Origin of the sequence: Schinkia azotoformans LMG 9581 (assembly GCF_000307855.1) — a bacterium.
GTDB classification, from domain to species: domain Bacteria; phylum Bacillota; class Bacilli; order Bacillales; family Bacillaceae_J; genus Schinkia; species Schinkia azotoformans.
In genome coordinates this window covers 1-24,412 of record NZ_AJLR01000151.1, presented here as the reverse complement: position 1 = coordinate 24,412, position 24,412 = coordinate 1, and the positions used below count along the sequence as shown (strand labels likewise).

Below are 24,412 nucleotides of genomic sequence, written 5' to 3'. Positions count from 1 at the left end.
ATATTATCAAGTGTTGGTATTGTTACTTGGTTTTAGTTTTGGAGTTTCAAGAGTATGAATTCACCTCTATTTAATTTCTTGTTCAAATGGGTTTGAACATTATATTAAGGAGTGGTTTTTTGAACCCAACTACCCGGATGATAAACCGCATCAAGTCTGTTTACTTATTCATTAATGAAAAAGGCATGGTTTCAACACAAGAACTTGTAGAAGAATTTGGTACAACACCTCGGACTATTCAAAGAGACTTAAATGTGCTGACTTATAATGATTTGGTCTGCAGTCCGAGCCGAGGAGTATGGACAACAACTGAAAAGAAGGTAAAGATATCTTAGGAAATTAAAGGGCTGTCCCAAATTGCAATTGCTAAGCAACTTGGGTACAGCCCTTATGATGTTTGCTTTAATAATTCAACTTCCTCATCATCTAGTTCCCGATATTCCCCCGGTTTTAATGATTCATCGAGTGATAGGGGACCCATTTTAATTCTCATTAAGAAAGTCACCTTTTTATCAACAGCCTCAAACATTCGTTTTACTTGATGAAATTTCCCTTCCATGATCGTCAGTTCGATTTCCGATCTATTTTCCTCTTCATTTGTTGATAGGATAACGAGCTCAGCTGGCTTTGTTATATAGCCATCATCCAGGGTAACCCCCCGCTTAAAGGCCTCGATGTCCTTTTCTGTAACAAGCCCGGCTATTTTGGCATAATACGTTTTCGGTACATGCTTTTTTGGGGATAAAAGCTGATGAGCTAGCTGGCCATCATTCGTTAATAGCAATAAACCGACCGTATCTTTATCAAGCCGCCCAACCGGAAATGGTTCATAAATTTGATCCTCCATCTCAAGAAGATCAATAACGGTCTCCTCACGGTCATCTTCTGTCGCTGAAATGACACCGTCCGGTTTATTCATCATTAAATAGATAAACTCTCTATATACTACTATCTCACCGTGAACCGTAACCTGATCAGTTTCCGGATCAAGATGTGTTTGGGGGTCTTTAACCACGGTATCGTTTATTTGTACCGCACCGGTTTTCAGTAATTTTTTTACTTCTTTCCGACTACCATAGCCTGTATTGGCAAGCAGCTTGTCAATTCTCATGTTAAGTCCTCCATTTTCAAATATTCGAAGCGGGTAAAGAATCCATATAGGCTATAGTTTAGTCCACGATTATCCATATTGCATAGATTATTAACGTAATAAAAGCACATACAAAAAGGAGAGAAGAAGATAATGGACTACTATTATGATTATGAACGTCAATTTGGTTTTCCTGGATTTTCCGGAGGTGGTCCTAGTGGTCCGGGTAGCCCGGGCGGGTTCCCAGGCGGTGGCAGCAATATTGATCGTCGTTTAAACCGCATCGAAAATCAATTGCAGCGCCAAAACGACCGTATTAACCGACTAAACCGCCGCCTCCAGCGTGTTGAACGGCAATTAGGCTTTGCCCTTGAAGCATGGGATTAATGGGACACAGGGTCGGGTTCTCTGTCCCAGTTTAGGAAAAGAGGCGGACTTAACTGTTCGCCTTTTCCCTTCGTTTTTGTTTTTGTAAAAATTTAAATCGATAGCCAAGAATACTTCCCGCTAGATTACTTTGAATACTTAAATATAAATAAACACCGGCACCTGCTGTAATTGAAAGAACCAACACAACAATGGATTGACCACGTCCATCTTCATAAGAAATAACAAAGGAAAGAATCCATTTTACCAATTGAACAACCGCCACCATAATTCCTACAAAAATAGTAATTAGTAAACTGCGGCGAATCGTATAGTTAAAACGGACATTTGCATATTTTTTAATTGCCCAAAAATTAAACATAATTGAAAATAAAAAGCCGATCGCTGTTGCACTAATGGCGCCATAAATTTCAAACTGCTTAATAAGCGGTATGTTCAAAACTAGCTTTAAAAGGAAGCCTCCGAACATACTATAAACAGCAAACCGCTGCTGATTGATTCCTTGCAAAATGGCAGCGGAAACGGTAAAGAGAGCAAAAAATAACGCCACAGGGGAATAATAAAGCATAATCCCTTCCCCGATATCAATATGCTCAACACTAAAAAGGGCACCGATTGCCGGCCCGGCCACCATCGCCAGTCCAAACACAGCCGGTAATGTTAAAAACATAACAATTTGTAAAGCTTGTGAGACTTGTTTGTTTAATCGCGGCGTATTCCTCGCGGTAAATGATTCCGTAATCGTTGGTACAAGCGTTAAACCAAATGCTGTTGCAAGTGATACTGGTATCATAATTAATTTATGACCATACATATTAAAAATCGAAAATAAATTCTCGGCATATTCGCCGCCTTTATTTATACTTTCCATGGCACGACTAAATGTAAATTCATCCACTAATTGATATAATGGAATCGCTAATGAAACGAATACGAACGGTCCGGCATACGAAAGCAGCTCCAACAGCATTTCCTTTGTTGTTAAACTACTTTGGGTTGTGCTCTGTTCAAGAAATTCATCAAGATTTTCTTTTCTTTTTACCCAATACCAGATGAGGACACCCATACCCGCTATTGCACCCACAGTAGCCGCAAAAACAGCTAAACCGACAGCCGTATGCAAATCGCCATTTAATACTTTCATGACAAGAAAACTTCCAGCCAGCAAAAAAATGACTCTCGCAATTTGCTCGATGACCTGTGATATGGCCGTTGGTCCCATTGATTGATAGCCTTGAAAAAATCCCCTGATAATACTCATCATCGGAACGATAATAAGGGCTGTACTCACCATTCTAAGAACATAAACGACTTCTTCATGTTTAATCCCATATTCATTTTGCCCAACAATTTTCGGTGCAAGCCAAGGAGAAATACTATAAAAAATTAAAAAGGTAACGAGACCACTTATAAACATCAACAATAAGCCTGTTTTAAAAAGCCTTCTACCTGTATAATAATCTCCTAATGCATTGTATTTTGAAACAAATTTTGAAACGGCAAGCGGTACCCCCATTGTTGCCATGCTTAAAAGAATCGTGTATGGAATATAAGCATAAGCATAGAGCGTACCCCCTTTTAAACCAACGATAGATTGAAAAGGAAATACATAAATCATTCCCAGAAATTTAGACAGGAAGGTTGCTCCTGTAAGCATTAATGTTCCTTTAAGAAATTTTGAACCGGACATTTCGCCCTCCAATTATGTAAAATAAGACCTTTTCGGTAGCATTTGACAAGCAAACACAACTTCTGTATTTTAACATACAGTATGAGCCTAGGAAAGCGGAACATGGGGACGGTTCTCGTGTTCCATTCCGAAATAATCATTATCCTATAAAAATATGGAACATGAGAACCGTCCCCATGTTCCCAAAGCTGGTGTAATTATGAACAAATATGATGTAATCGTCATTGGCGGCGGCCCATCAGGACTAATGGCGGCCATCGCTGCCGCTGAACAAAAATGCAAGGTACTGTTGTTAGATAAAGGGGACAACCTTGGCAGGAAACTAGCAATCTCCGGCGGTGGGCGCTGCAATGTTACGAACCGTCTACCGGTTGATGAAATCATCAAACATATCCCGGGAAATGGTCGGTTTTTATATAGTGCCTTTTCCGAATTTAATAATCTCGATATTATTTGCTTTTTTGAAAATTTAGGAGTCAAACTTAAAGAAGAAGACCATGGACGGATGTTTCCCGCTTCAAATCAATCGCAAACAGTAATTGACGCCCTTTTGAATCAACTGAAGAAGCTGCATGTGGATATTCGGACGAAGGCAGCAGTTAAAAAGGTTTTATACGAGGGTGACCGTGCCGTTGGTGTGGAGTTGCATAATGGAGAAACCTATCATTCTGGTGCTGTTGTTGTTGCAGTCGGTGGAAAATCAGTCCCCCATACTGGTTCAACAGGTGACGGCTATGCTTGGGCAAAAGCAGCTGGTCATACAATAACGGACCTTTACCCTACTGAAGTTCCTGTGACATCTTCAGAGCCTTTTATTAAAAATAAAGCTTTGCAGGGGCTCTCACTTAGAGATGTTGCTGTTTCTGTTTTGGATCCCAAAAAAGGAAAACCGATCGTTACCCATCAAATGGATATGATTTTCACACATTTCGGTTTGTCTGGTCCAGCCATTTTGCGCTGCAGTCAATTTGTTGTAAAGGCCTTACAAAAGTTTAAAGTAAACGAAATTATTGTTGCCATTGATGTTTTTCCTACTGTGAACGAAGAAGAGCTTTTTCAACAAATCATGAAAAAAATCAAAGCTGATCCTAAAAAAGCGGTCAAAAATGTTTTAAAGGGCTTTGTTCCAGAACGATTGCTATTGTTTTTACTTGAGAAAAATGAAATTGACGAGTCAATCACCTATGCGAATTTGCCCAATGATAAAATCCGCGGGTTTGTTAAAGATTTAAAAAGATTTGAAATCAAGGTCAATGGTACATTGCCTATTGAAAAAGCGTTCGTTACCGGCGGCGGCGTTTCAGTAAAAGAGATTAACCCTAAGGAAATGTCTTCAAAACTAATGAACGGGCTTTATTTTTGCGGTGAAATATTAGATATTCATGGGTACACGGGCGGCTATAATATTACAGCAGCATTAGTAACTGGGCGACTGGCTGGGTTGAATGCGGGGAAGCAAAGCAAGTAGTCACTACCCTTCTTTTATCCTCACCAAATAAGGTCCGGGCTCCGTTTGATTATAGATAACTTAGCATATTCAAGCTTTCTACAAAAAAACACGACATTTCCGCCCCAAATGGGAATGTCGTGTTTTTAATGTATTTAGTTAGCAACAATATTAACTAATTTCCCTGGTACTGCAACAACTTTGCGTACTGTTTTGCCTTCAATGCCTTCGATTACTTTTTCATCTTTCATTGCAATCTCTTCCATCACTTCTCTCGTTGCATCCTTTGGAATATTAAGCTTTGTACGTACCTTGCCGTTCAATTGGACAACAATTTCTACTTCATCTTCAACTAATTTTGATTCATCGTAAGTTGGCCATTGTTCAAAGCTGATAGAGCCTTCACCGTGACCAAGTTTTTCCCAAAGTTCTTCTGCCACATGTGGGGCAACTGGAGAGATTAATTTTACAAAGCCTTCCATATACTCATATGGTAGAACTTCAGCTTTGTACGCTTCATTAATAAATACCATCATTTGTGAAATAGCCACATTAAATCGTAGATGCTCGTAATCGTCTGTTACCTTTTTCACTGTTTGGTGATAAACACGTTCTAAAGATTTTAAATTGGTACCTTTTTGAATTCTTTCATTTAATGTGCCAGTATCTGTTACAAATAAGCGCCAGATTCTATCTAGGAAACGACGGGCTCCATCAAGTCCGTTTGTTGACCATGCAATCGAAGCATCTAATGGTCCCATAAACATTTCATAAAGGCGAAGCGTATCGGCACCATGGCTTTCAATGATGTCGTCTGGATTTACTACATTTCCTTTTGATTTACTCATTTTTTCGTTATTTTCACCAAGAATCATACCTTGGTTAAATAACTTTTGGAACGGCTCCTTCGTTGGGACAACTCCAATATCATAAAGGAATTTATGCCAGAAACGAGCATATAATAAGTGTAGGACAGCATGCTCGGCTCCACCAATATAAATATCAATTGGCAGCCATTGTTTTAGCTTTTCGGGATCTGCAAGTGCCTCACTGTTGTCTGGGTCGATAAATCGTAAGAAATACCAGCAGCTGCCTGCCCATTGTGGCATTGTATTTGTTTCACGACGACCTTTTTTACCTGTTTCAGGGTCTACTACATTCACCCAATCTTCAATAATGGCAAGTGGTGATTCGCCTGTTCCAGATGGTTTAATATTATTGGTTTTTGGAAGAATTAAAGGTAATTCAGATTCAGGTACAGTTGTTGTTGTGCCATCTTCCCAATGGATGACTGGAATTGGCTCACCCCAATAACGCTGGCGGCTAAATAACCAATCACGTAGACGGTATGATACTTTTTTCTTACCTTTACTATTGGACTCAAACCACTCAATTGCTTTTTTTATCCCATCTTCTTTATTTAAACCATTTAAGAAATCGGAGTTAACATGAACACCGTCGCCAGTATAGGCTTCCTTCGAAATATCTCCGCCGGCTACTACCTCTTTGATTGGCAATTCGAATTTCACAGCAAACTCATAGTCACGTTCATCATGTGCTGGTACAGCCATAATCGCCCCTGAACCATAGCCCATTAACACGTAGTCTGCAATCCAGATTGGCATTTTCTCCCCGTTAACAGGATTAATGGCATAAGCACCTGTAAACACACCTGTTTTTTCTTTTGCTAGGTCTGTTCTTTCAAGGTCACTCTTTGATTGAACTTTTTCAAGATAGGCATCAATTTCTGCTTTTTGCTCAGCTGTTGTAATTTCAGCCACTAATGGATGTTCCGGTGCTAATACCGCATACGTTGCCCCAAAAATGGTATCCGGTCTTGTTGTAAATACTTCAAAGCTTTGATTTGTGCCAGCAATTTCAAATATAATTTCTGCACCCTCTGAACGTCCAATCCAATTGCGCTGCATTTCTTTAATGCTTTCAGGCCAGTCAAGCTCCTCTAAATCTTCAAGAAGACGGTCTGCATATTCAGTAATTTTCAAAATCCACTGTCTCATCGGTTTACGAATAACCGGATGACCGCCGCGCTCACTTTTTCCATCAATTACTTCTTCATTGGCAAGAACTGTTCCTAATGCCGGACACCAGTTAACAGGCACCTCATCAACATAAGCTAAGCCTTTTTCATATAGCTTTAGGAAAATCCATTGTGTCCATTTATAATAATTTGGATCCGTTGTATTAATTTCACGATCCCAATCATAAGAAAATCCTAGTGATTTGATTTGTCTCTTAAATGTATTTATGTTTTTAGCTGTAAATTCTGCTGGGTCATTTCCTGTATCTAAAGCATATTGCTCAGCAGGAAGACCGAATGCGTCCCAGCCCATTGGATGAAGTACATTATATCCTTGCATACGCTTCAATCTGGATAAAATATCTGTAGCTGTGTAGCCTTCTGGATGTCCAACGTGCAATCCGGCACCTGAAGGGTAAGGGAACATGTCTAATGCATAAAATTTAGGCTTGTCCTTGTCTTCTGTTGTTTTAAATGTTTTATTTTCTTCCCAATGGTTCTGCCATTTCTTTTCGATAATTTTATGATCAAATGACATAAAAAAACCTCCTGCTTTTATTTTTTATTTCAATGTATGTATGGTAGTTTTCTATTTGAAATACTTTATTAATTGAAGTTACCCACTTTTATGTAAGTTTATAACTTTTACCAATACAAAAACCTCTCGCCCCAGCTGAAAATAACCAGGGACGAGAGGCTATTTGAACTTCCCGCGGTACCACCCACATTAGCAAATCTTTATACACCATTCATATAAAGATTAACCCACTTCTAATTCCTTAACGCGGACAATACGGCAAACATTACTATTTTTCACATTTGCAACTTAAAGGCGAGTTCATGATGATAAGCTATTGACTTGCACCAACCGCCAATTCTCTAGAAGACTCATCAACCATTACTATTCCTCATCATAGTTGTTTATATCATATAGTCTGTATTTTAAGAATTTACCGGTTCATTGTCAAGTCCATTGGCAAATATGAGCTACATTAATAAGTTTTGCTGATCTAAAATCATATCATTTTGGATGCGATTAATTTGTAATTGCATCCGGTATAAACGCTCTTTCTGCTGCTTATTGGAGCTTAACATTAGCTTTTGCAGTTCCATGTAGGACTCATTTAACATCATTTGCGCATCTATATACTCAGTCGTATTGTAATGCTCTTGCTGGTTCGCAACTTCCAATTGTTCTAATGCGTATTTACAAGCTTCTTCAGCTCTGTTGATATGTTGGTCAACTGATGCACGTGTTGCCATTGAAGATTCCTCCTTTATTTAAATGGAGTAGGTTTTGGTTAGGTGCAGCATTATTATTTTGTACAGGTTGCAGGATTGTTATACGGCCCACGGGGTTGGGGTGGGACATAGGGTCGGGAACTCTGGCTCTGGGCCACGGGATTGCTCCGGGACACAGGGTCGGGAACTCTGGCTCTGGGGAACTCCTGACCACAGAACCCGACCCTGCGTCCCAACCTCTTGTCCCAAAAGTGGTTATCATGCTAAAATGACACAGTGTGTTTAATAACACAAAAGTAATTTCAAAAGAAGGAGGGAATACAGATGAAGAATTCATTCCCTTATACAACTGACCAAAAGCGGTACCATACATGGAACTACCATTTACGTGAAACATTTGGACATAAAGTATTTAAGGTGGCACTTGATGGCGGCTTTGACTGCCCGAATCGGGACGGAAAGGTTGCCCATGGCGGGTGTACTTTTTGTAGTGCTGCCGGTTCCGGTGATTTTGCCGGTAATCGTACCGATCATTTAGTTAAACAATTTAATGATATAAGAACGAAAATGCATGAGAAATGGAAAGACGGAAAATATCTAGGCTATTTCCAAGCATTTTCAAATACGTATGCACCTGTTAAAGAGCTTCGAGAAAAATATGAAATTATTTTACAACAGCCCGATGTAGTCGGTTTGTCGATTGCAACAAGACCGGATTGTCTCCCGGATGATGTCGTTGAATATTTGGCAGAACTGAATGAACGGACTTATTTATGGGTCGAGCTTGGCCTTCAGACCGTACATGAATCAACAGCAAATCTAATCAATCGTGCTCATGACTATGACTGTTACAAAGAAGGCGTTACAAAGCTCAGAAAGCATGGTATTAGAGTTTGTTCCCATATTATTGATGGACTTCCGCAAGAAACACCAGAAATGATGTTAGAAACAGCAAAAGAAGTTGCAAAGCTTGATATTCAAGGAATTAAAATTCACCTTCTTCATTTGCTAAAAGGAACCCCGATGGTCAAGCAGTATGAAAAAGGCTTGCTCCAATTTTTATCTTTTGAGGATTATGTAAATTTAGTATGTGACCAATTGGAGATTTTACCCCCTGAAATTGTGATTCATCGCATCACAGGTGACGGGCCGCCCGATTTAATGATTGGTCCAATGTGGAGTCTAAAGAAATGGGAAGTTTTAAATGCGATTGATGCCGAGCTGAAAAGACGCGATAGTTGGCAGGGTAAATTAGCAGTCAAAGAAGGATGTTCGCAATGATGTTGAAACGAGTTTTGCCGTTTGCCCATTCATTGCTTGAAGCTGCTGTCAAAGAAGGAGATATTGCTATCGACGCGACCGTTGGAAATGGTCATGATACGGTATTATTGGCCAATTTGGTGGGTTCAAGCGGAAAGGTTTACGGTTTTGACATCCAGCAGGATGCGCTGGAAAAGGCACACCTGCGCCTACAAGAATATGAACTCCAGATAAGAGTAGAACTTTTTCTAAAAAGTCATGATCAAATTGAATCTGTTATTCCACCAGAACTTCATAAAAAAATCAAAGCTGCCATTTTCAATTTAGGTTATTTACCGGGTGGAGACAAAACCATTGTTACAACCCCGGACTCTAGCATAAGCGCCGTGAAACAGCTGCTAACAATGATGCCCCCGGGTGGAATCATTGTACTTGTTGTCTACCATGGACATCCCGAGGGTCAAATTGAACGGGATCAGTTGATTCAATATGTTAAAACGATTGATCAAAAACAGGCCCAAGTGCTGCAATATCAATTTTTGAACCAAATTAATCATGCACCATTTGTAATCGCAATAGAAAAAATCAAATAACAAAAAGTGAAAGGTTGTCTCAACAGAAACTTAAGAGGCAACCTTTCTATTTTGTCCTACATTTTTACGATACCAACGTCCATTTATGTAAAAAAATAAGGAAGTAAATCCGCCGCTTTTTAAAATTTTTCGCATAACACGTTGAATTTCGGTTTGTCTCTTTACCTTCGGATCGGAAAGATATAGACCTAAAAGTCCATGATTAATTAAGCGATGGAAAGTTTCATCCGGTAATCCTTTAATATGTACATTGGCTTGTTCAAAAAAATGAACAAGCCTTATTTTTAATACTTCCGGGCTTGGATAATAAAAGCAGAAGTTCAAATCCCCGCCTATCCTATCTTCTTCTTGATCAATAAAATAATCTAATAAAATATGAAGGCCTTGGACATATGGAAATAAAGCCTGTCTAACCTGCAACATTTCTTTGTCAGTAAAAACTGAATTGAAGCCATAGGCAACTAAGCAAAAAATTCCTAATGTTGAACCTGCACAGGCCGAAAATTCATACCATTCCATTTTCGGCAGCTTTTCCTTATACAATTCAAACCATGCTTCCAATTCAGGTACCCGTTCTTCAGGTTTAATATGCTTGTACACCTGCAAGTCGCAATAATAGGAAGCTAATTCATGTAAATAAGGAGCAATTTTTTCATAGTGCTTTACTCTCATAAGAGTTTTTTGACATGTCTCCACTAATTCACACAAATAGCCCCCATCATCCTGCTCCTTGCGGTAGCAATAATAATTTTTCGTACTTGCACCCGGTGTTAAGGCATGCAGCATCGACTCATGCAGGCACTTGAAATCAACTGGGTCTAAGGAGGTGCTTCTGTCGCATAAATTATCCAAGTAATCACTAATCGTTTGATAAGCGACAATGAATTCAATACAATCGGTTAGTGATTCCCTTGCCAAAATGGCATAGACTCCTCCACCTTCACAATGAAAGGTTTTCGAATTAATACTGGCTAATGCCTGCTTTCTAAGTTCAGGATCAGGAATTTCGCTCGCTTTTTTTTTCCATTTATTTAATTGTTGATGGACATTTGGAAAAACATTTTTATATATTTTTTTCATTAAGTAAAATACGTAGCCTGGTGCTGTCAATCCTTTTTCACTCCAAACAAGATCTATCAAAAAAATTAAAAAGATTTTTGCAATTGCATTTCTATAAAACCTTTGGCATATTTAAATACTTCATCTCTTTCCGGTTCATTGAAAATTTCATGATAAAGCTTTGGCCATTCTTTATAAAGCTTTTCATTTACTTTTATTTTATTAAACCATTCTTTTACAACAACTTTATCGACAATTTTATCCGCCCCTGCTTGCATCAGTAATACCGGAATATCATCAGGTAATTTATCAATATTTCGATTTGCCTGCTCCATTGCCTTCATAAGCTCTTGATACCAGCGGACAGAAACCTTTGTCACATAAAGCGAGTCATTTTCATCGAATTGCATCACTTCTTTATTTCGTGTCGCAATTTTCGGTTCCATATGGGAAGCAAGCCGGAGGGAAGGAACGACTACATTTAAAGCTTTTGCAGCTAATTGTAACCCTTTCGGTGGTGGGTTTGTTAGTCCTAAACACGGAGAAGACAAAACAGCTGCCTTTATAGGTAATTGTTTTTCCTGCAATGTCCGAATGACAGCTAAGCCCCCCATGCTGTGGCCAAGCAAAAAGATCGGTAAATCATACACTCTTGCTTCCTCAATCCATCCGCAAATCGTATCTATATATTCATTAAAAGAATCGATATGCCCTCTTTTTCTTGTAGAAGTACCTTGACCAGGCAAGTCGCCAAGTACTACATTCATTTTGCTTGCTTTCCACATTTCTGTTAACCACTTATAGCGTCCCTGATGTTCAAATGCACCATGAACAACTACAAACACTCCACGAGGGTCTTCAACTTCCCACTTCCACATGAAAAAAGTCTCCTTTACTAATCAAATATGCCTTGGTGTATTGGCGCCCAGATTTTTATCGAGCTTGCTCGATAATTTCCTCTAAAAAATCTGAGGCATTCGCCAGAGGCTTAACTTTATTCAGCAGGGGTTTGAATCTCTATTGATACGTAATACATAATGGGAGTCATTTCTCCATTTTATGATTAAAAGAATTTTCCGCTGAATAAAGTTAATTTTACCAATTATCCATGATACAATCATTTTATGGTTTGAGCGGACCTTTATTCAAGACACAAATTTTTTTAAAAAGGAATGATATTGTTATGATTTATGAATTCAAGGGAAAATATCCAAAAATAGCAGAAAGCGCTTTTATTGCAGATTATGTAACTATAACTGGTGACGTTTCGATTGGTGAATTAACTAATATTTGGTTCAATACATCCATCCGTGGCGATGTAGCCCCGACCATTATCGGGGATCGTGTAAGTATCCAGGACAACTCAGTCCTTCACCAAAGTCCTAATAACCCGCTAATAATAGAAGATGACGTAACAGTGGGACATATGGTTATTTTACATAGCTGTACGATTAGAAAAAATGCTTTAATTGGGATGGGCTCAACGATTTTGGATGGTGCTGAGATTGGGGAAGGTGCTTTTATCGGTGCCGGCAGCCTCGTTTCTCAAGGCAAAAAAATTCCGCCAAACACATTAGCATTTGGACGCCCCGCGAAAGTCGTCCGCGAATTGAATGAAGAAGACCTGAAAGACATGGCTAGAATTAGACGGGAATATGTAGAAAAAGGTCAATTTTATAAAGGTTTGCAAAAATAGAAAAGCGGAGGTGCCCGTCTAGCGACGAAAAAACTGGAGCATGTCGACTGAGATAAAGGAAACACGACGAGCATGGTGAGTCGATGTTGACTTATCGTAGGGAGGCCTGTGAAGTTTTTCGAGTCGCTGGGCACTGTAGCTAGACAATTACGAATAAATTAAAATTATATGTAGTTGGAGACTTTAGCTTTGAAGCATAGTCTCCTTGTTATTTTTACTAAACACTTCTCGACAGATATATCTAAAACAACGAAAGCCCTGCCTCTCTTTCATCTTTACGGCTCCTAGGCCGCGCCATGGGAATTAGCTTATAAAAACCAACTTGTTAATCAATTTAAACATTAGATAATTTGAAAAATAAAATAATGTGGGATAAAAAGATGGAATCAACCAAGAGGAGTTTAGTAGATAAAATATATAGGGGGGCTGTCATTGACAACCCCATGCTATATTCTATTACGCTAATTATGCTTTTTGAACATTAGCAGCTTGTGGTCCACGGTTTCCTTCAACAACTTCGAAAGAAACTTTTTGACCTTCTTCTAATGACTTAAAGCCATCGCTTTGAATAGCTGAGAAATGTACGAAAACATCCTCTCCACCTTGAACTTCAATAAATCCAAAACCTTTTTCTGCATTAAACCATTTAACTGTACCAGTTTTCATTTGTATTTCCTCCAATATTTTTATTAATCACCATAAGCTTATTTACTTACATTTAATCAAATATAAAAAAGCCGTAACTACAAATTGTGGAGAAAGTAATCGTCCACATTCCATTTGCAGTCACGACTTACGTATATACATGCAAAATTTTATAAACGAACTTAATAGCGTATGCCTAATAATATACCATATAATTTCCTAAGTCAAATTTTTATTTAAAATTATGTCGGCTGTGATTTTCAACGACCTGCAGCATTTTAGTACTTGGGCTCATTTCGCTATGACATAATGGACAAGCTGGCTCGTCACTACTTTTGAAGTTATCACGAACCCAACAGTTGCAATCATCTGAAGTACACACCCACACCTTAGTCTCCTCTGTAACAACCTCTTCTACTGGTCTTCTTCCAAAAGCCATTACCTACCACACCTTTCGAGAATTATGTTCATAAAAAATCCAAATTAGCCATGATTGCAACAAAAAAACTTATTATAAAAACATAACAAAATAGGATGTGTTATATCTTTATAATAAGCGACTTCAAAATATGAATTTTTAAACCCTTTTTCATAGTATACCCTATAAAACATTTTTATACCAATTTATTTCAAAATTATGGATATGCGCCCATTCCCTCTAAAAAAAAGGATAGATAAACTTCTAAAGCTTATCTACCCTCTATTATTATTGTAATGCCTCTTTTTGTAGTCTTTCTGCTTTATCTGTTTTTTCCCAAGGTACATCAAGGTCGATTCGACCAAAATGTCCGTAAGCAGCCGTTTCTTTATAGATTGGGCGACGTAAGTCTAACATTTTGATGATTCCAGCAGGACGAAGGTCAAAGTTATTACGGACAACTTCAACTAACTTCTCTTCTGAAACCTTTCCAGTTCCAAACGTATCAACAGCAATCGATACCGGTTGGGCAACACCAATTGCGTAGGCAAGCTGGACTTCACACTTTTCAGCTAACCCAGCTGCAACAATATTTTTGGCTACATATCTTGCTGCATAAGCCGCTGAGCGGTCAACCTTTGTTGGATCTTTCCCAGAGAATGCACCACCGCCATGACGTGCATATCCTCCATAAGTATCAACAATAATTTTTCTGCCTGTTAAGCCAGCATCACCTTGAGGTCCGCCAATTACGAAACGGCCTGTAGGATTAATGAAGTATTTTGTTTTTTCATCAATAAGCTCTTTTGGAACAATTGGGTTAATGACAAATTCCCTAATATCTTTTTGAATTTGTTCTAATGATATTTCCGGATTATGCTGTGTGGATACAACAATAGCATCAATGCGCACCGGTTTATCGTTTTCGTCATACTCAACCGTTACTTGTGTCTTACCATCGGGACGTAAATAGGAAAGGGTTTCATTTTTACGAACCTCTGCCAATCGGCGTGATAGTTTGTGTGCCAATGAAATAGGAAGCGGCATTAATTCAGGTGTTTCATTACAAGCGAATCCAAACATTAATCCTTGGTCTCCTGCTCCAATCGCTTCAATCTCTTCATCTGACATTTTACCTTCACGGGCTTCCAGCGCTTTATCAACACCCATTGCAATATCAGGAGATTGTTCATCAATCGATGTTAAAACAGCACATGTCTCAGCATCAAATCCATATTTTGCACGATTATACCCAATGCCATCAACTGTTTCACGTACAATTTTTGGAATATCCACATAAGTGGATGTGGTAATTTCGCCGGCAACTAGTACCAAGCCTGTTGTTACAGTCGTTTCAGCCGCTACACGAGCGTTTGGATCGTTTTTAAGGATCTCATCCAAAATAGCATCAGAAATTTGATCACATATTTTATCCGGGTGTCCTTCCGTTACTGATTCTGAAGTAAACAAACGACGATTCTTTGTCATTTAAATATGTACCTCCTAAGAATAAATCAATTTTAACGGTACTCATTCCCTTTATACGTTGGCTCATACCTTTTCTATATTTTAAGGTATCCATCTTTGTATAAAAAACTCAAAATAAATCATATAAAGACGCAAAAAAACCTTTCCTACAAATAAATGAGGAAAGGTTGTTTAATCAACTAAGCCTTTCACTCTTATCGCTCAAGACAAAAGCTTGTCTTGCAACAGGTTAAGCACCTTGTCACCATTTTTTATTTTCCAACGAAATAAACCGGATAGTTGCGATAATTTCATGGAAATAATAATAGTGTCGGTTGCCGGGTTTCTTAGGGTCTGTCCCCCCTCCACCAACTCGGGATAAGAGAGTATCCGTTCTGACCTATAGTATCGTAGAAAACCATATTTTGCAATTAAAATTTAAAAATTAGATAAAGATTTTAAATAGTATAGACTATTAATCTAAATATGTTATACTATTTAACATATTATAGATTAGATTATAAAATGATTTAAATTAATGAAAAGGAAGGTTTTGTTCATGAACTCTGTTCGTAACACGATTGAATTAAAGGATGTGATTAGTGGAGCTAATGTCCATCATAATCTGTCTGTTCCACAATTAGTGGAAAAAACACTATCAAGAGAAGAAGCTGTATTATCTTCAACAGGTGCTATCCGTGCTACAACTGGAAAATATACTGGCCGTTCACCAAAGGATAAATACATTGTCGAAGAGGCTTCAACAAAAGATAAAATTGATTGGGGTTCCGTTAACCAACCAATCTCTTCTGAAGTATTCAATTCACTTTATCAAAAAGTGTTAAATTACTTAAGTTCCAAAGATGAAATCTTCCGTTTCCAAGGATTTGCCGGGGCAGATACTAAATATCGTTTACCAATTCAAGTAATCAACGAATATGCATGGCATAATTTATTCGTTCATCAATTATTTATTCGTCCAACTGATGAAGAATTACAGTCACATACTCCGGAATTTACTGTAATAACTGCACCTAATTTCAAAGCTGATCCAGCTGTTGATGGTGTAAAATCAGAAACATTTATTATCATTTCTTTTGAGCAAAAAACAGTATTAATCGGTGGTACTGAGTATGCTGGTGAAATGAAGAAGTCCATTTTCTCTATTATGAACTATTTATTACCTGAAAAGAATGTATTGCCAATGCACTGCTCAGCCAATATCGGTCAAGAAGGTGATGTAGCATTATTCTTCGGATTATCAGGTACTGGTAAAACAACATTATCTGCTGATCCAAATCGTCGTCTAATTGGTGATGATGAGCATGGTTGGTCTAATAATGGCGTATTTAACATTGAGGGTGGCTGCTACGCTAAATGTATTAACCTGTCTCAAGAAAAGGAACCACAAATTTGGGATGCAATCCGTTTCGGTACTGTATTAGAAAACGTAGTTCTTGACGATGCTACTAGAGTGGCAGATTATGATGATTCATCATTAACAGAAAATACTCGTGCGGCTTATCCAATTCACGCAATTGATAATATCGTAACACCAAGTATTGGTGGACATCCAAATACAATTATTTTCTTAACAGCTGATGCTTCTGGCGTTTTACCTCCAGTAAGCCGTTTAACTAAAGAGCAAGCAATGTACCACTTTATCAGTGGCTATACAAGTAAGGTTGCTGGAACTGAGCGTGGCATCACTGAACCACAACCAGCATTCTCAACATGCTTTGGTTCCCCATTCTTACCAAGACCAGCAAGAGTGTATGCTGAAATGCTTGGCGAAAAAATCGACCAATACAATGCACATGTATTCTTAGTTAACACTGGTTGGACTGGCGGTGAATACGGCGTTGGTAAGCGTATGAATCTTTCTTACACTAGAGCAATGGTTCGTGCTGCTCTTGAAGGAGATTTAGACAACGTTGAAACAGTAACAGACCCAATCTTTGGATTACAAATTCCATTACATTGCCCTGGAGTACCTGATGAAGTATTACAACCTAAGAAAACTTGGGCTGACGGTGCTGCATACGAGAAGAAAGCATTAGAATTAGCACAAGCATTCAATGAAAACTTCAAGCAGTTCGGTGATGTATCTGACGAAATCAAAAATGCAGGTCCATTGGTAAAATAATAAAATTCAAAGCACGGTGATGCCCGTTTGATGGGGTTCCGTGCTTTTTTTGTTGGAATGAAAAAGGATGACAGACTTAGTTTGATTTGTTCTCTTGAAGATGATTGTAATCGCTTGTTATCCATAATCAAACCGACCCCTGAGAGCATTTGATGTTGGATTAAATTCTTATAGCGGTACCATCCTCACCTTGTTGCATCCATTGCGCTAGTTTCTGAACAACTTGACGATTAACTTGTGGCGGGAAGTAATGGGTGTATTCCTCGAAAATCCATTTAGAATACCGTTTACCATGCTCTTTTAGCTTATTTTCCAATAAATACGCATGTTCCACTGATACATTTTTGTCCTGTGCTCCATGGATGATTAATACCTGGGCATTGATTTTTTCTACTTGGTCTAACGGGGTTCTCCAGCTGTACTGGTCAGGAACCTTAGCCGGGGTTCCACCGATCACCCGCTTCATCATTCTTCTGAGATCTTCTCTTTCTTCATATGTTAAAGTCATATCGGAGACACCTCCCCATGTCACGATTGATCTCGCATCAGGCTTTTCAATCGCTGTAATTAATGCCATCACACCTCCACGGGAAAAGCCAAATATATGGATATTATTGCGATCCACTAAAGGGTGCTCCTTCAATATTTCAAATGCCTCAAAGGCATCTCTTCGATCTTCCCCAGCAAAATCCTCATAACCTTCCCCACCGCAATTCCCTCTGTAAAATGGTGCAACTACAACAAAGCCTTCCGAGGCAAATTGAATGATTCTTCCAACTCGCACCATTCCTACACCTTTAATTCCACCTCTTAAGTATAAAAAGCCTGGAAACTTCCCATTTCTCCGCTCCGGCTCCCATTTTGGAACGGCTAAAAAAGCCTTAACCCGGTAACGATCGCTTAAATATGTAATGAGAAAGACATCGATCTCAGGGTGCGGTGAAGGATATCGTTGCGAATCAATTATGTTAACATACTTCAACACTAACTTAACTCCCTTCTGCTATATCAACTGCCATGCGGGGACAGGCACCCCCACCGACAATTGGTGCATGGCTCCATTTAAATTTTTACATGGGCATTCACACATTTTATTCTTTCATCATAGTCTATTTTAGATTCAATTCAAGGGGGTTTGTATAATATGAAATTTCGTCAACTAATGGTGGTAACAATATCTTTACTTGTTCTATTTGCATTTACGGCATGTTCACAAGATACACCACAGAAGGTTAGGCTGGCTGAGGTTACTCGCTCGATTTTTTATGCCCCAGAATATGTAGCGCTTGAAAAAGGTTTTTTTGCTGAAGAGGGCCTTGATGTTGAAATGACGACTACTTGGGGCGGAGATAAAACAATGACAGCCTTGTTAACAGGCGGAGCGGATGTTGCTTTAGTAGGCTCTGAGACCTCAATTTACGTGGAAGCCCAAGGTGCAACGGATCCGGTCATCAACTTTGCGCAACTTACTCAAACTGATGGCACGTTTCTTGTTGCTCGTGAAAAAGTTGACAATTTCACATGGGAGCAATTAAAAGGCAGCACCTTCCTAGGACAGCGTAAAGGCGGCATGCCGCAAATGGTTGGAGAATTCGTTCTCAAGAAACATGGTATTGATCCGCATAATGACACGACTTTGATTCAAAACATCGATTTCGCTAATATCCCGAATGCTTTTGCCTCTGGAACAGGCGATTATGTGCAATTGTTCGAACCGACAGCCAGTATTTTTGAAAATGAAGGAAAAGGATACATTGTAGCATCATTTGGAACGGAGTCCGGTCATGTTCCATATACAACATTTATGGCTCGGGATAGCTACATGAAGGAAAATCCTGAGGTTATTGAAAAATTCACGAAAGCTGTTTATAAAGCACAGATTTGGGTTCAGGAGCATAGTGCGAAAGAAATTGCCGAAGCAATTGCGCCACATTTCCAAGACACGGACCTATCCATTATTGAAACGGTTGTTGACCGCTATAAGAGCCAAGGTTCCTTTGCTACCGATCCAATTTTGGATGAAGAAGAGTGGAACAACTTACAGGACATTATGGATGAAGCCGGTGATCTTCCAAAACGAATTGATTATGAAACACTTGTAAATACAGACATTGCGAAAAAAGTGATGGCTAAATAGGAGGGAGGTTTTTCTCCAATGAGCTTTTTAGAAATCGAAAATGTTTATCACACCTATTTTTCTCCAAAAACAGCAACTACGGCTCTAGAAAATATATCACTTTCAATTGAGGAGGGGGAATTTATCTCCTTCCTCGGCCCTAGCGGCTGTGGGAAAACAACATTACTTTCGATCATTGCGGGACTCTTAGAACCGACGGAAGGTTCTATTAAAATTGATGGCATAAATGTTAGCGACCAGAAGGCGATGATCGGTTATATGCTCCAGCAGGATTATCTTTTCCCGTGGAAAACAATCGAGGAAAATATTACGCTTGGTTTAAAAATAATGAAAATCGATACCCCGGAAAATTATCAAAAGTCTCTTGATCTTCTAAAAGAGATGAAGTTGGAAAACATAGAAAAAAAGTATCCAAGTGAATTATCAGGTGGAATGCGCCAGCGCGTGGCATTAGTTCGAACACTTTCAACATATCCAAAAATTCTCTTGCTTGATGAGCCCTTTTCCGCACTTGATTATCAAACAAAGCTTAAACTTGAAGATTTAGTGTTTCAAATTTTAAAAGAGTATAATAAAACAGCGCTTTTGGTAACCCATGACATCGGCGAAGCCATCGCCATGAGTGACCGTATTTTCCTCCTGAAAGCAAATCCAGGAGAAATCGCACAATCCTTTATTGTCCCAAAAGAGTTACAAGGCCTTACCCCTTTTGCAGCGAGGCAGCATCCGAGTTTTTCAGAGTTATTCCAAATCATATGGGAGGAGTTGAACAATCTTGAGTCAAAAACAACGTAACACAGAGCTTCTGCACAAAGAATATTTACAGACGTTAAAAAAAGAAAAACGCTTGACTCAATTTTGGCAGCTTCTTATTTTTATTACCTTTTTTGGCTTATGGGAAATTTCCAGTAAATATCACTGGATTGATCCACTAATTTTCAGTTCTCCTACGAAAGTGTGGAATTTATTTTTAACAAAAATAAGCGACGGTTCTTTGCTTGTTAATTTACAAGTTACATTGTTTGAGACGATTCTAGGATTTATTTTAGGGACATTGTTAGGTACAATTTTAGCTGCCATCCTATGGTGGTCGCCACGGTTATCGAATATCCTTGACCCCTACCTCGTCATCTTAAACGCGATGCCAAAGGTAGCCTTAGGACCGATCCTTATCGTTGCTTTGGGACCAGGTTATACCTCCATAATTGCCATGGGAACGATTATATCCGTTATCATTACAACAATCGTTGTATACACGTCTTTTCGAGAGGTAGATTCCAATTATATTAAAGTAATGCAAACGTTCGGAGCGACAAGAGTCCAAACATTCCAGCACACGATCCTTCCCGCTTCGTTTCCAACAATCATTTCAACGTTAAAGGTGAATGTAGGCTTATCATGGGTTGGGATTATTGTCGGGGAATTTCTTGTATCCGCTAAGGGGCTCGGATATCTAATTATATACGGCTTCCAGGTCTTCAATTTTACGCTCGTATTAATGAGCCTGTTGCTTATAGCAGTATTTGCAACGATTATGTACAAATTGGTGGAGTGGCTTGAAAAGAAGCTTGTGAAAAATGAAGCATAGCTATCTGGATTCGGGGAGCCAAATTTGCTACTAGTTTAAATATTATTTGTTACTTGTGTCCTGTTAATTGACTTTGTAAAAAGTGCTGTTTTAAGTTTTTCCAATAACGATAAGAGACATCACAAATGGTACCGTTTTTCAGCAACACTTGTCTTTTTTGCATATCAAGTTTTTCTATATAATCAAGATTAATCAAATAGCTGCGGTGACAACGGAAAAAGCGTTCATCTATTTTTTCTTCAATTTCTTTTAAATTCCCGTAAAATTCATAGAAACCATTTATCTCCCTTAGGATAACTTTATGTGCATGGTGTGAGGTCTCAAAGTAATAAATATCTTCAAAGCGTACTTTTTTGATGAACTCCCCGATTTTTAATGCAAAAAATCCTGTTTCTTCTTTGAAATGAATTTGTTCATACTTTTCAAAAGCCACTTGCAAAGCAGAAATGATATTATCTTTTAAATTTGGAGCTTCTTTTAGGATATAATCTAATGCTGCTAGTTTATAGGTAAATGTCAGTTTCAATTTATCGGCAAATGTTGTGATAAAGATAATATTGGCTAAAGGATCCTTTTCCCGAATGAATTGAGCCAGTTCTAGTCCGTTTATGTCCGCATCTAGCTCAATATCCAAAAAATAGCAATCCGCCTGATGATCTGTAAGATAGGTCATCACTTCTTCAGGTTTTGCTGCACAAAGTACTAGTTCTATATTCGTTTCGTGAAAACTCGTATATTGCAAAATAGTAGATTGTAAGAATCGTCGCTGTTGTGGATCGTCCTCACATAAAATAACACGCATGGTTTGTTTCAACTCCTTTGGTCAATTTGTATTTCTTGGATAAACCAATCTTTTTCAATACGTGTATTCATTGTTATATGATCATATTTATTTAAAATAGAGCGTGCATTAAGCAAACCTAGTCCGCGCTGTTCTCCTTTAGTAGAAAAGGACTTATTGAACAGCTTGTCTAGATGCAGGTTGTCTGGGTTACATTTATTTTCAATAATAATAATATTTTCTTCAGTATTTTGGAAGAAAGCCATATTGATGCAAGGATTTTTAATGTTTTCACTAGCTTCTATTGCATTGTCTAAATAGATGCCAATTACACGTGTAAGATCAATTGGATCGATATTAATTTGTGAAATTTGCTGAGGAATTTCGAGATTCACCTCAATATTTTCCCTTTCTGCTTGGATCATTTTAGAGGCAATAATACTTTTAATATCTAATACTTCTAATTTTTCAAGTACACCAAACATTTTATTACGAAACAGTGTTTGCTGCTCCGTAGGAATAATGTATGTGTAAAAATAATCCGTTAAGCCATCTATATTTTTTTCATCAAGGTAGCCCCGAATTGATAATAATATATTCATATAATCATGACGGAACTTTTGCATATCTTCATTTACTTTTGCCAATGCTTTGGTATATTCACTAAAATGTTGTTGCAATATTTCTTTTTGCTTAACCATATACTCTTTTTTGGTTGTTCTTAGTAATAATGAAAATAATAAAATAATAAGCGAAAGATAGAGTAATTGGATAGCTATATTTATTATTACAAGCATCTTCGTATGTAAGACAAAGACGTTAATATAGAAAATTGCAACAGTAACAATTATCAATACTATTATAATTAATTGATTGACAAAAGATAGGTAGACATATGTCATCTTTCTTTTCAAAATCACTTTATAAAGTACGATAAGTGCAGAGAAGACACAATTAAACAAGATAATATGCATAATAATTGAATCATGACCGCCTATCGGTTTATTTTGTAAAAATTGAGAGATATTATCTGCTAAGATTCCCAGCATCATGACTATACATACATCAATAAGAACCCATTTCGTTTTCGCCAATATATAAAATAAAAAAGACAAACCTACGAATAAAACGATAATTCCTACCCCTTGGGAAAAATAGAAAAAACCTATCAACGAGGGAATTAAAATTAAAATAAATCCTACTATTAACTTTAATAAATCAATTCTAATATTAGCCAAAAATAATACTGCTATAAATAATGCGATAAATTCTATAATTCCAATAATTATCATGCTATATTATCCTGTTCGTTGCCATTTTCAATGGCAGTGCTTTTTGTTTTTTTATGCAGGTGATAATTTATTCTGATTGAATGATAGACCGTCATCAAAATGCCGCTTTCTTATTTAGAATGAGCTGGATGATTACTAGGATAGCTTGAACACTGACACCTAAAGCGATAAATGGTTGGATATTTTGAGGTAGTAAAAGATAGAGTACGAGAATAATGACCAATCGAATCCAACACTTTTTTTGTAAGTAGCTACGATGTTTCTGGCTGACAATTCCATGTTTTTTTGTACCTACAGGTGCAAAAAGAAATAATATAAATGTACTTGCTAATAGAAGCAGCAGATGATGTTCAAAAGTAATAATTATTTGAATCTTACAAAGAACAGGAAACAAAAAAATGCTCCATATCACGCATTGAAGGTTACTAGAAAAATGATACCCCAAGCTAACTTGACGTAAAAAATAGAAGGCCAAGTGCATAATAATGACCTGAAACCAGCAATCTAATAGAATAGCTACCCCATAAACAGCGATAAATTTGGATAGATCAGAAAGTATTAACTTTACGCCAAAAGCAATTTTCGCTTTTTCCACCTCTGTATAATGTGCTTGTGTTAAATAATGAACAAGTCGCTGCTCCAGTTGCTGCATTAATTCGCCCCCGCTCCCTAATTATACCAATAAAGACAAATTAAAAGCAGCCTAGCAATTAACATTGTTTTGCTGCTTTTAATAATGTGATATCAAGCTATAGCATCCTTAGTTTTACTTATTTAAAAGGATGTTCATTTTTGAGTACCTCCGGTAGTTCTTCCTCGTGAAGAAAAAAAGTACAGCCTTGTATAACAGCTATCCCACTAAAGGCAATAACAAGATTAGAAAGTTTTTTAATCAGTAAACTTTTTGTTGAACGATAGTTATTCATCAGAATCCCCCTTTCTTTTTAAAATGAGTGCTAATAATAATTACTAGCTAGAAATAAAAATAGTTTTTCCCGTTTCTCAATCTCCTCTTTTTTCTACCTAATTATAAAGAATCTGTAATTTTAATGGTTGATTTTTCCTAAAAGACAATTTTCCCTTCTTAAACGCAATGTTTTTTTGTTAATTCGCACATTTTGTTATAAAAAGGATCATAATATTCAATTTTCGGAAAAATATGACTACTTGTAAATGTTTTGTCCTAAAATTCTAATTAACCACTACTAGTGTTTATAGTATTGGTGCTGAAAATCGATATAAAGCAACAAAGCCGCCGCAATTGAATCGATTTCTGTAGAAAGATAATACGGTAAAAGGAGGTGAAAAAGATAGAATTATTAATAGAATAATTAAATTTTATTTTAAGTCTAGTTAATAGTGTATTAGGTCTACTAGGTCTTTTAGAGGTTCCATAGTAATACTTTGATTAAGAATATAACTCAACTTTCGCAGAG

General features: G+C 37.7%; 24 protein-coding genes, 1 riboswitch and 1 other annotated feature. Of the genes, 10 read left to right on the top strand and 14 right to left on the bottom strand.

Annotation, left to right across the window (positions count from 1 at the left end):
* Positions 1–119 precede the first annotated feature (119 nt).
* Positions 120–335, top strand: coding sequence for a DeoR family transcriptional regulator (locus BAZO_RS19635; protein WP_003333233.1), 216 nt, complete (start codon positions 120–122; stop codon positions 333–335).
* Positions 336–388: 53 nt separating this feature from the next.
* Here the strand turns inward: BAZO_RS19635 and BAZO_RS19630 are convergent, their stop codons facing one another.
* Complete coding sequence (locus tag BAZO_RS19630) at positions 389–1,111, bottom strand: pseudouridine synthase (protein ID WP_003333231.1); 723 nt, start codon at positions 1,109–1,111, stop codon at positions 389–391.
* Between the two features lie 132 nt (positions 1,112–1,243).
* On the opposite strand from BAZO_RS19630, the gene BAZO_RS19625 reads away from it, so the two are divergent.
* Complete coding sequence (locus tag BAZO_RS19625) at positions 1,244–1,477, top strand: hypothetical protein (RefSeq protein ID WP_003333230.1); 234 nt, start codon at positions 1,244–1,246, stop codon at positions 1,475–1,477.
* Positions 1,478–1,526: 49 nt separating this feature from the next.
* On the opposite strand, the gene BAZO_RS19620 is transcribed toward BAZO_RS19625, so the two are convergent.
* A complete protein-coding gene (locus tag BAZO_RS19620; RefSeq protein WP_003333229.1) occupies positions 1,527–3,167 on the bottom strand; it encodes a putative polysaccharide biosynthesis protein in 1,641 nt (546 codons plus the stop codon).
* Between the two features lie 199 nt (positions 3,168–3,366).
* On the opposite strand from BAZO_RS19620, the gene BAZO_RS19615 reads away from it, so the two are divergent.
* On the top strand, positions 3,367–4,635 hold the full coding sequence (locus BAZO_RS19615) for a BaiN/RdsA family NAD(P)/FAD-dependent oxidoreductase (RefSeq protein ID WP_003333228.1): 1,269 nt from the start codon (positions 3,367–3,369) through the stop codon (positions 4,633–4,635).
* Between the two features lie 134 nt (positions 4,636–4,769).
* Here BAZO_RS19615 and leuS read toward each other — a convergent pair whose 3' ends face one another.
* Both leuS and BAZO_RS19605 read right to left on the bottom strand, forming a co-directional pair.
* The gene (gene leuS, locus BAZO_RS19610) at positions 4,770–7,190 is read right to left on the bottom strand and encodes a leucine--tRNA ligase (RefSeq protein ID WP_003333227.1); all 2,421 of its coding nucleotides are present in this window, start codon (positions 7,188–7,190) and stop codon (positions 4,770–4,772) included.
* A gap of 144 nt (positions 7,191–7,334) precedes the next feature.
* Positions 7,335–7,576: a binding site (T-box leader), on the bottom strand.
* A 63-nt stretch (positions 7,577–7,639) separates the two neighbouring features.
* On the bottom strand, positions 7,640–7,915 hold the full coding sequence (locus BAZO_RS19605) for a YtzC family protein (RefSeq protein WP_003333226.1): 276 nt from the start codon (positions 7,913–7,915) through the stop codon (positions 7,640–7,642).
* A gap of 303 nt (positions 7,916–8,218) precedes the next feature.
* On the opposite strand from BAZO_RS19605, the gene mnmL reads away from it, so the two are divergent.
* Positions 8,219–9,175 carry a tRNA modification radical SAM protein MnmL/YtqA gene (mnmL, locus tag BAZO_RS19600; RefSeq protein WP_003333225.1) on the top strand — a complete coding sequence of 319 codons (957 nt, stop codon included), beginning with the start codon at positions 8,219–8,221 and terminating at the stop codon, positions 9,173–9,175.
* The gene (gene mnmM / locus BAZO_RS19595; protein WP_003333223.1) at positions 9,172–9,747 is read left to right on the top strand and encodes a tRNA 5-(aminomethyl)-2-thiouridylate-methyltransferase MnmM; all 576 of its coding nucleotides are present in this window, start codon (positions 9,172–9,174) and stop codon (positions 9,745–9,747) included. The genes mnmL and mnmM overlap by 4 nt, the downstream gene beginning before the upstream one ends.
* Positions 9,748–9,777: 30 nt before the next feature.
* Here mnmM and BAZO_RS19590 read toward each other — a convergent pair whose 3' ends face one another.
* The gene (locus BAZO_RS19590; protein ID WP_003333222.1) at positions 9,778–10,857 is read right to left on the bottom strand and encodes a tetraprenyl-beta-curcumene synthase family protein; all 1,080 of its coding nucleotides are present in this window, start codon (positions 10,855–10,857) and stop codon (positions 9,778–9,780) included.
* A gap of 35 nt (positions 10,858–10,892) precedes the next feature.
* Entirely contained in the window at positions 10,893–11,684 is a 792-nt protein-coding gene (locus BAZO_RS19585) for an alpha/beta hydrolase (RefSeq protein ID WP_003333221.1), read from the bottom strand.
* A gap of 305 nt (positions 11,685–11,989) precedes the next feature.
* Between BAZO_RS19585 and BAZO_RS19580 the strand changes: the two genes are divergently transcribed.
* Positions 11,990–12,502, top strand: coding sequence for a gamma carbonic anhydrase (locus tag BAZO_RS19580; RefSeq protein WP_003333220.1), 513 nt, complete (start codon positions 11,990–11,992; stop codon positions 12,500–12,502).
* A 465-nt stretch (positions 12,503–12,967) separates the two neighbouring features.
* Here BAZO_RS19580 and BAZO_RS19575 read toward each other — a convergent pair whose 3' ends face one another.
* The 3 genes from BAZO_RS19575 to metK all read right to left on the bottom strand — a co-directional run bounded on the left by BAZO_RS19575 (position 12,968) and on the right by metK (position 15,053).
* Positions 12,968–13,168 (bottom strand): cold-shock protein, encoded by a 201-nt coding sequence (locus BAZO_RS19575; protein ID WP_003333219.1) that lies wholly within the window; start codon positions 13,166–13,168, stop codon positions 12,968–12,970.
* A gap of 211 nt (positions 13,169–13,379) precedes the next feature.
* Positions 13,380–13,586: a cold-shock protein gene (locus tag BAZO_RS19570; protein ID WP_003333218.1), complete on the bottom strand. Its 207-nt coding sequence runs from the start codon at positions 13,584–13,586 to the stop codon at positions 13,380–13,382.
* Between the two features lie 267 nt (positions 13,587–13,853).
* Positions 13,854–15,053, bottom strand: a complete 1,200-nt coding sequence (gene metK, locus BAZO_RS19565) for a methionine adenosyltransferase (RefSeq protein WP_003333217.1) — start codon at positions 15,051–15,053, stop codon at positions 13,854–13,856.
* Between the two features lie 191 nt (positions 15,054–15,244).
* A riboswitch (SAM riboswitch) is annotated at positions 15,245–15,417 on the bottom strand.
* Between the two features lie 174 nt (positions 15,418–15,591).
* Here metK and pckA point away from each other — a divergent pair.
* Positions 15,592–17,178: a phosphoenolpyruvate carboxykinase (ATP) gene (gene pckA, locus BAZO_RS19560; RefSeq protein ID WP_003333216.1), complete on the top strand. Its 1,587-nt coding sequence runs from the start codon at positions 15,592–15,594 to the stop codon at positions 17,176–17,178.
* Positions 17,179–17,338: 160 nt separating this feature from the next.
* On the opposite strand, the gene BAZO_RS19555 is transcribed toward pckA, so the two are convergent.
* Positions 17,339–18,163, bottom strand: a complete 825-nt coding sequence (locus tag BAZO_RS19555) for an alpha/beta hydrolase family protein (RefSeq protein WP_003333215.1) — start codon at positions 18,161–18,163, stop codon at positions 17,339–17,341.
* 159 nt (positions 18,164–18,322) lie between these two features.
* Here BAZO_RS19555 and BAZO_RS19550 point away from each other — a divergent pair, with 159 nt between their 5' ends.
* From BAZO_RS19550 to BAZO_RS19540, 3 genes are read left to right on the top strand one after another with little or no spacing between them, the layout of a single operon-like run.
* Positions 18,323–19,315 carry an ABC transporter substrate-binding protein gene (locus BAZO_RS19550; RefSeq protein ID WP_003333214.1) on the top strand — a complete coding sequence of 331 codons (993 nt, stop codon included), beginning with the start codon at positions 18,323–18,325 and terminating at the stop codon, positions 19,313–19,315.
* Between the two features lie 18 nt (positions 19,316–19,333).
* A complete protein-coding gene (locus BAZO_RS19545; protein ID WP_003333213.1) occupies positions 19,334–20,110 on the top strand; it encodes an ABC transporter ATP-binding protein in 777 nt (258 codons plus the stop codon).
* Positions 20,091–20,903, top strand: a complete 813-nt coding sequence (locus BAZO_RS19540) for an ABC transporter permease (protein ID WP_003333212.1) — start codon at positions 20,091–20,093, stop codon at positions 20,901–20,903. The genes BAZO_RS19545 and BAZO_RS19540 overlap by 20 nt, the downstream gene beginning before the upstream one ends.
* 49 nt (positions 20,904–20,952) lie before the next feature.
* Here BAZO_RS19540 and BAZO_RS19535 read toward each other — a convergent pair whose 3' ends face one another.
* The 4 genes from BAZO_RS19535 to BAZO_RS21960 all read right to left on the bottom strand — a co-directional run bounded on the left by BAZO_RS19535 (position 20,953) and on the right by BAZO_RS21960 (position 23,902).
* A complete protein-coding gene (locus tag BAZO_RS19535; RefSeq protein ID WP_003333211.1) occupies positions 20,953–21,705 on the bottom strand; it encodes a LytR/AlgR family response regulator transcription factor in 753 nt (250 codons plus the stop codon).
* A gap of 8 nt (positions 21,706–21,713) precedes the next feature.
* Positions 21,714–22,976, bottom strand: a complete 1,263-nt coding sequence (locus BAZO_RS19530) for a sensor histidine kinase (protein WP_003333209.1) — start codon at positions 22,974–22,976, stop codon at positions 21,714–21,716.
* 94 nt (positions 22,977–23,070) lie between these two features.
* A complete protein-coding gene (locus tag BAZO_RS19525) occupies positions 23,071–23,628 on the bottom strand; it encodes an accessory gene regulator ArgB-like protein (RefSeq protein ID WP_003333208.1) in 558 nt (185 codons plus the stop codon).
* Positions 23,629–23,746: 118 nt separating this feature from the next.
* Positions 23,747–23,902, bottom strand: coding sequence for a cyclic lactone autoinducer peptide (locus BAZO_RS21960; RefSeq protein WP_081585792.1), 156 nt, complete (start codon positions 23,900–23,902; stop codon positions 23,747–23,749).
* Between the last annotated feature and the right edge of the window lie 510 nt (positions 23,903–24,412).

What these genes read in the sequence shown, in the direction of transcription:
- BAZO_RS19585 (WP_003333221.1), bottom strand. Translation starts at nt 11,684, where the DNA reads ATGTGGAAGTGGGAAGTTGAAGACCCTCGTGGAGTGTTTGTAGTTGTT.
- BAZO_RS19535 (WP_003333211.1), bottom strand. Translation starts at nt 21,705, where the DNA reads ATGCGTGTTATTTTATGTGAGGACGATCCACAACAGCGACGATTCTTA.
- BAZO_RS19570 (WP_003333218.1), bottom strand. Translation starts at nt 13,586, where the DNA reads ATGGCTTTTGGAAGAAGACCAGTAGAAGAGGTTGTTACAGAGGAGACT.
- pckA (WP_003333216.1), top strand. Translation starts at nt 15,592, where the DNA reads ATGAACTCTGTTCGTAACACGATTGAATTAAAGGATGTGATTAGTGGA.
- mnmM (WP_003333223.1), top strand. Translation starts at nt 9,172, where the DNA reads ATGATGTTGAAACGAGTTTTGCCGTTTGCCCATTCATTGCTTGAAGCT.
- BAZO_RS19630 (WP_003333231.1), bottom strand. Translation starts at nt 1,111, where the DNA reads ATGAGAATTGACAAGCTGCTTGCCAATACAGGCTATGGTAGTCGGAAA.
- BAZO_RS19625 (WP_003333230.1), top strand. Translation starts at nt 1,244, where the DNA reads ATGGACTACTATTATGATTATGAACGTCAATTTGGTTTTCCTGGATTT.
- BAZO_RS19525 (WP_003333208.1), bottom strand. Translation starts at nt 23,628, where the DNA reads ATGCAGCAACTGGAGCAGCGACTTGTTCATTATTTAACACAAGCACAT.
- BAZO_RS19605 (WP_003333226.1), bottom strand. Translation starts at nt 7,915, where the DNA reads ATGGCAACACGTGCATCAGTTGACCAACATATCAACAGAGCTGAAGAA.
- BAZO_RS21960 (WP_081585792.1), bottom strand. Translation starts at nt 23,902, where the DNA reads ATGAATAACTATCGTTCAACAAAAAGTTTACTGATTAAAAAACTTTCT.
- BAZO_RS19550 (WP_003333214.1), top strand. Translation starts at nt 18,323, where the DNA reads ATGAAATTTCGTCAACTAATGGTGGTAACAATATCTTTACTTGTTCTA.
- metK (WP_003333217.1), bottom strand. Translation starts at nt 15,053, where the DNA reads ATGACAAAGAATCGTCGTTTGTTTACTTCAGAATCAGTAACGGAAGGA.
- BAZO_RS19545 (WP_003333213.1), top strand. Translation starts at nt 19,334, where the DNA reads ATGAGCTTTTTAGAAATCGAAAATGTTTATCACACCTATTTTTCTCCA.
- BAZO_RS19620 (WP_003333229.1), bottom strand. Translation starts at nt 3,167, where the DNA reads ATGTCCGGTTCAAAATTTCTTAAAGGAACATTAATGCTTACAGGAGCA.
- BAZO_RS19615 (WP_003333228.1), top strand. Translation starts at nt 3,367, where the DNA reads ATGAACAAATATGATGTAATCGTCATTGGCGGCGGCCCATCAGGACTA.
- mnmL (WP_003333225.1), top strand. Translation starts at nt 8,219, where the DNA reads ATGAAGAATTCATTCCCTTATACAACTGACCAAAAGCGGTACCATACA.
- BAZO_RS19575 (WP_003333219.1), bottom strand. Translation starts at nt 13,168, where the DNA reads ATGAAAACTGGTACAGTTAAATGGTTTAATGCAGAAAAAGGTTTTGGA.
- BAZO_RS19530 (WP_003333209.1), bottom strand. Translation starts at nt 22,976, where the DNA reads ATGATAATTATTGGAATTATAGAATTTATCGCATTATTTATAGCAGTA.
- leuS (WP_003333227.1), bottom strand. Translation starts at nt 7,190, where the DNA reads ATGTCATTTGATCATAAAATTATCGAAAAGAAATGGCAGAACCATTGG.
- BAZO_RS19580 (WP_003333220.1), top strand. Translation starts at nt 11,990, where the DNA reads ATGATTTATGAATTCAAGGGAAAATATCCAAAAATAGCAGAAAGCGCT.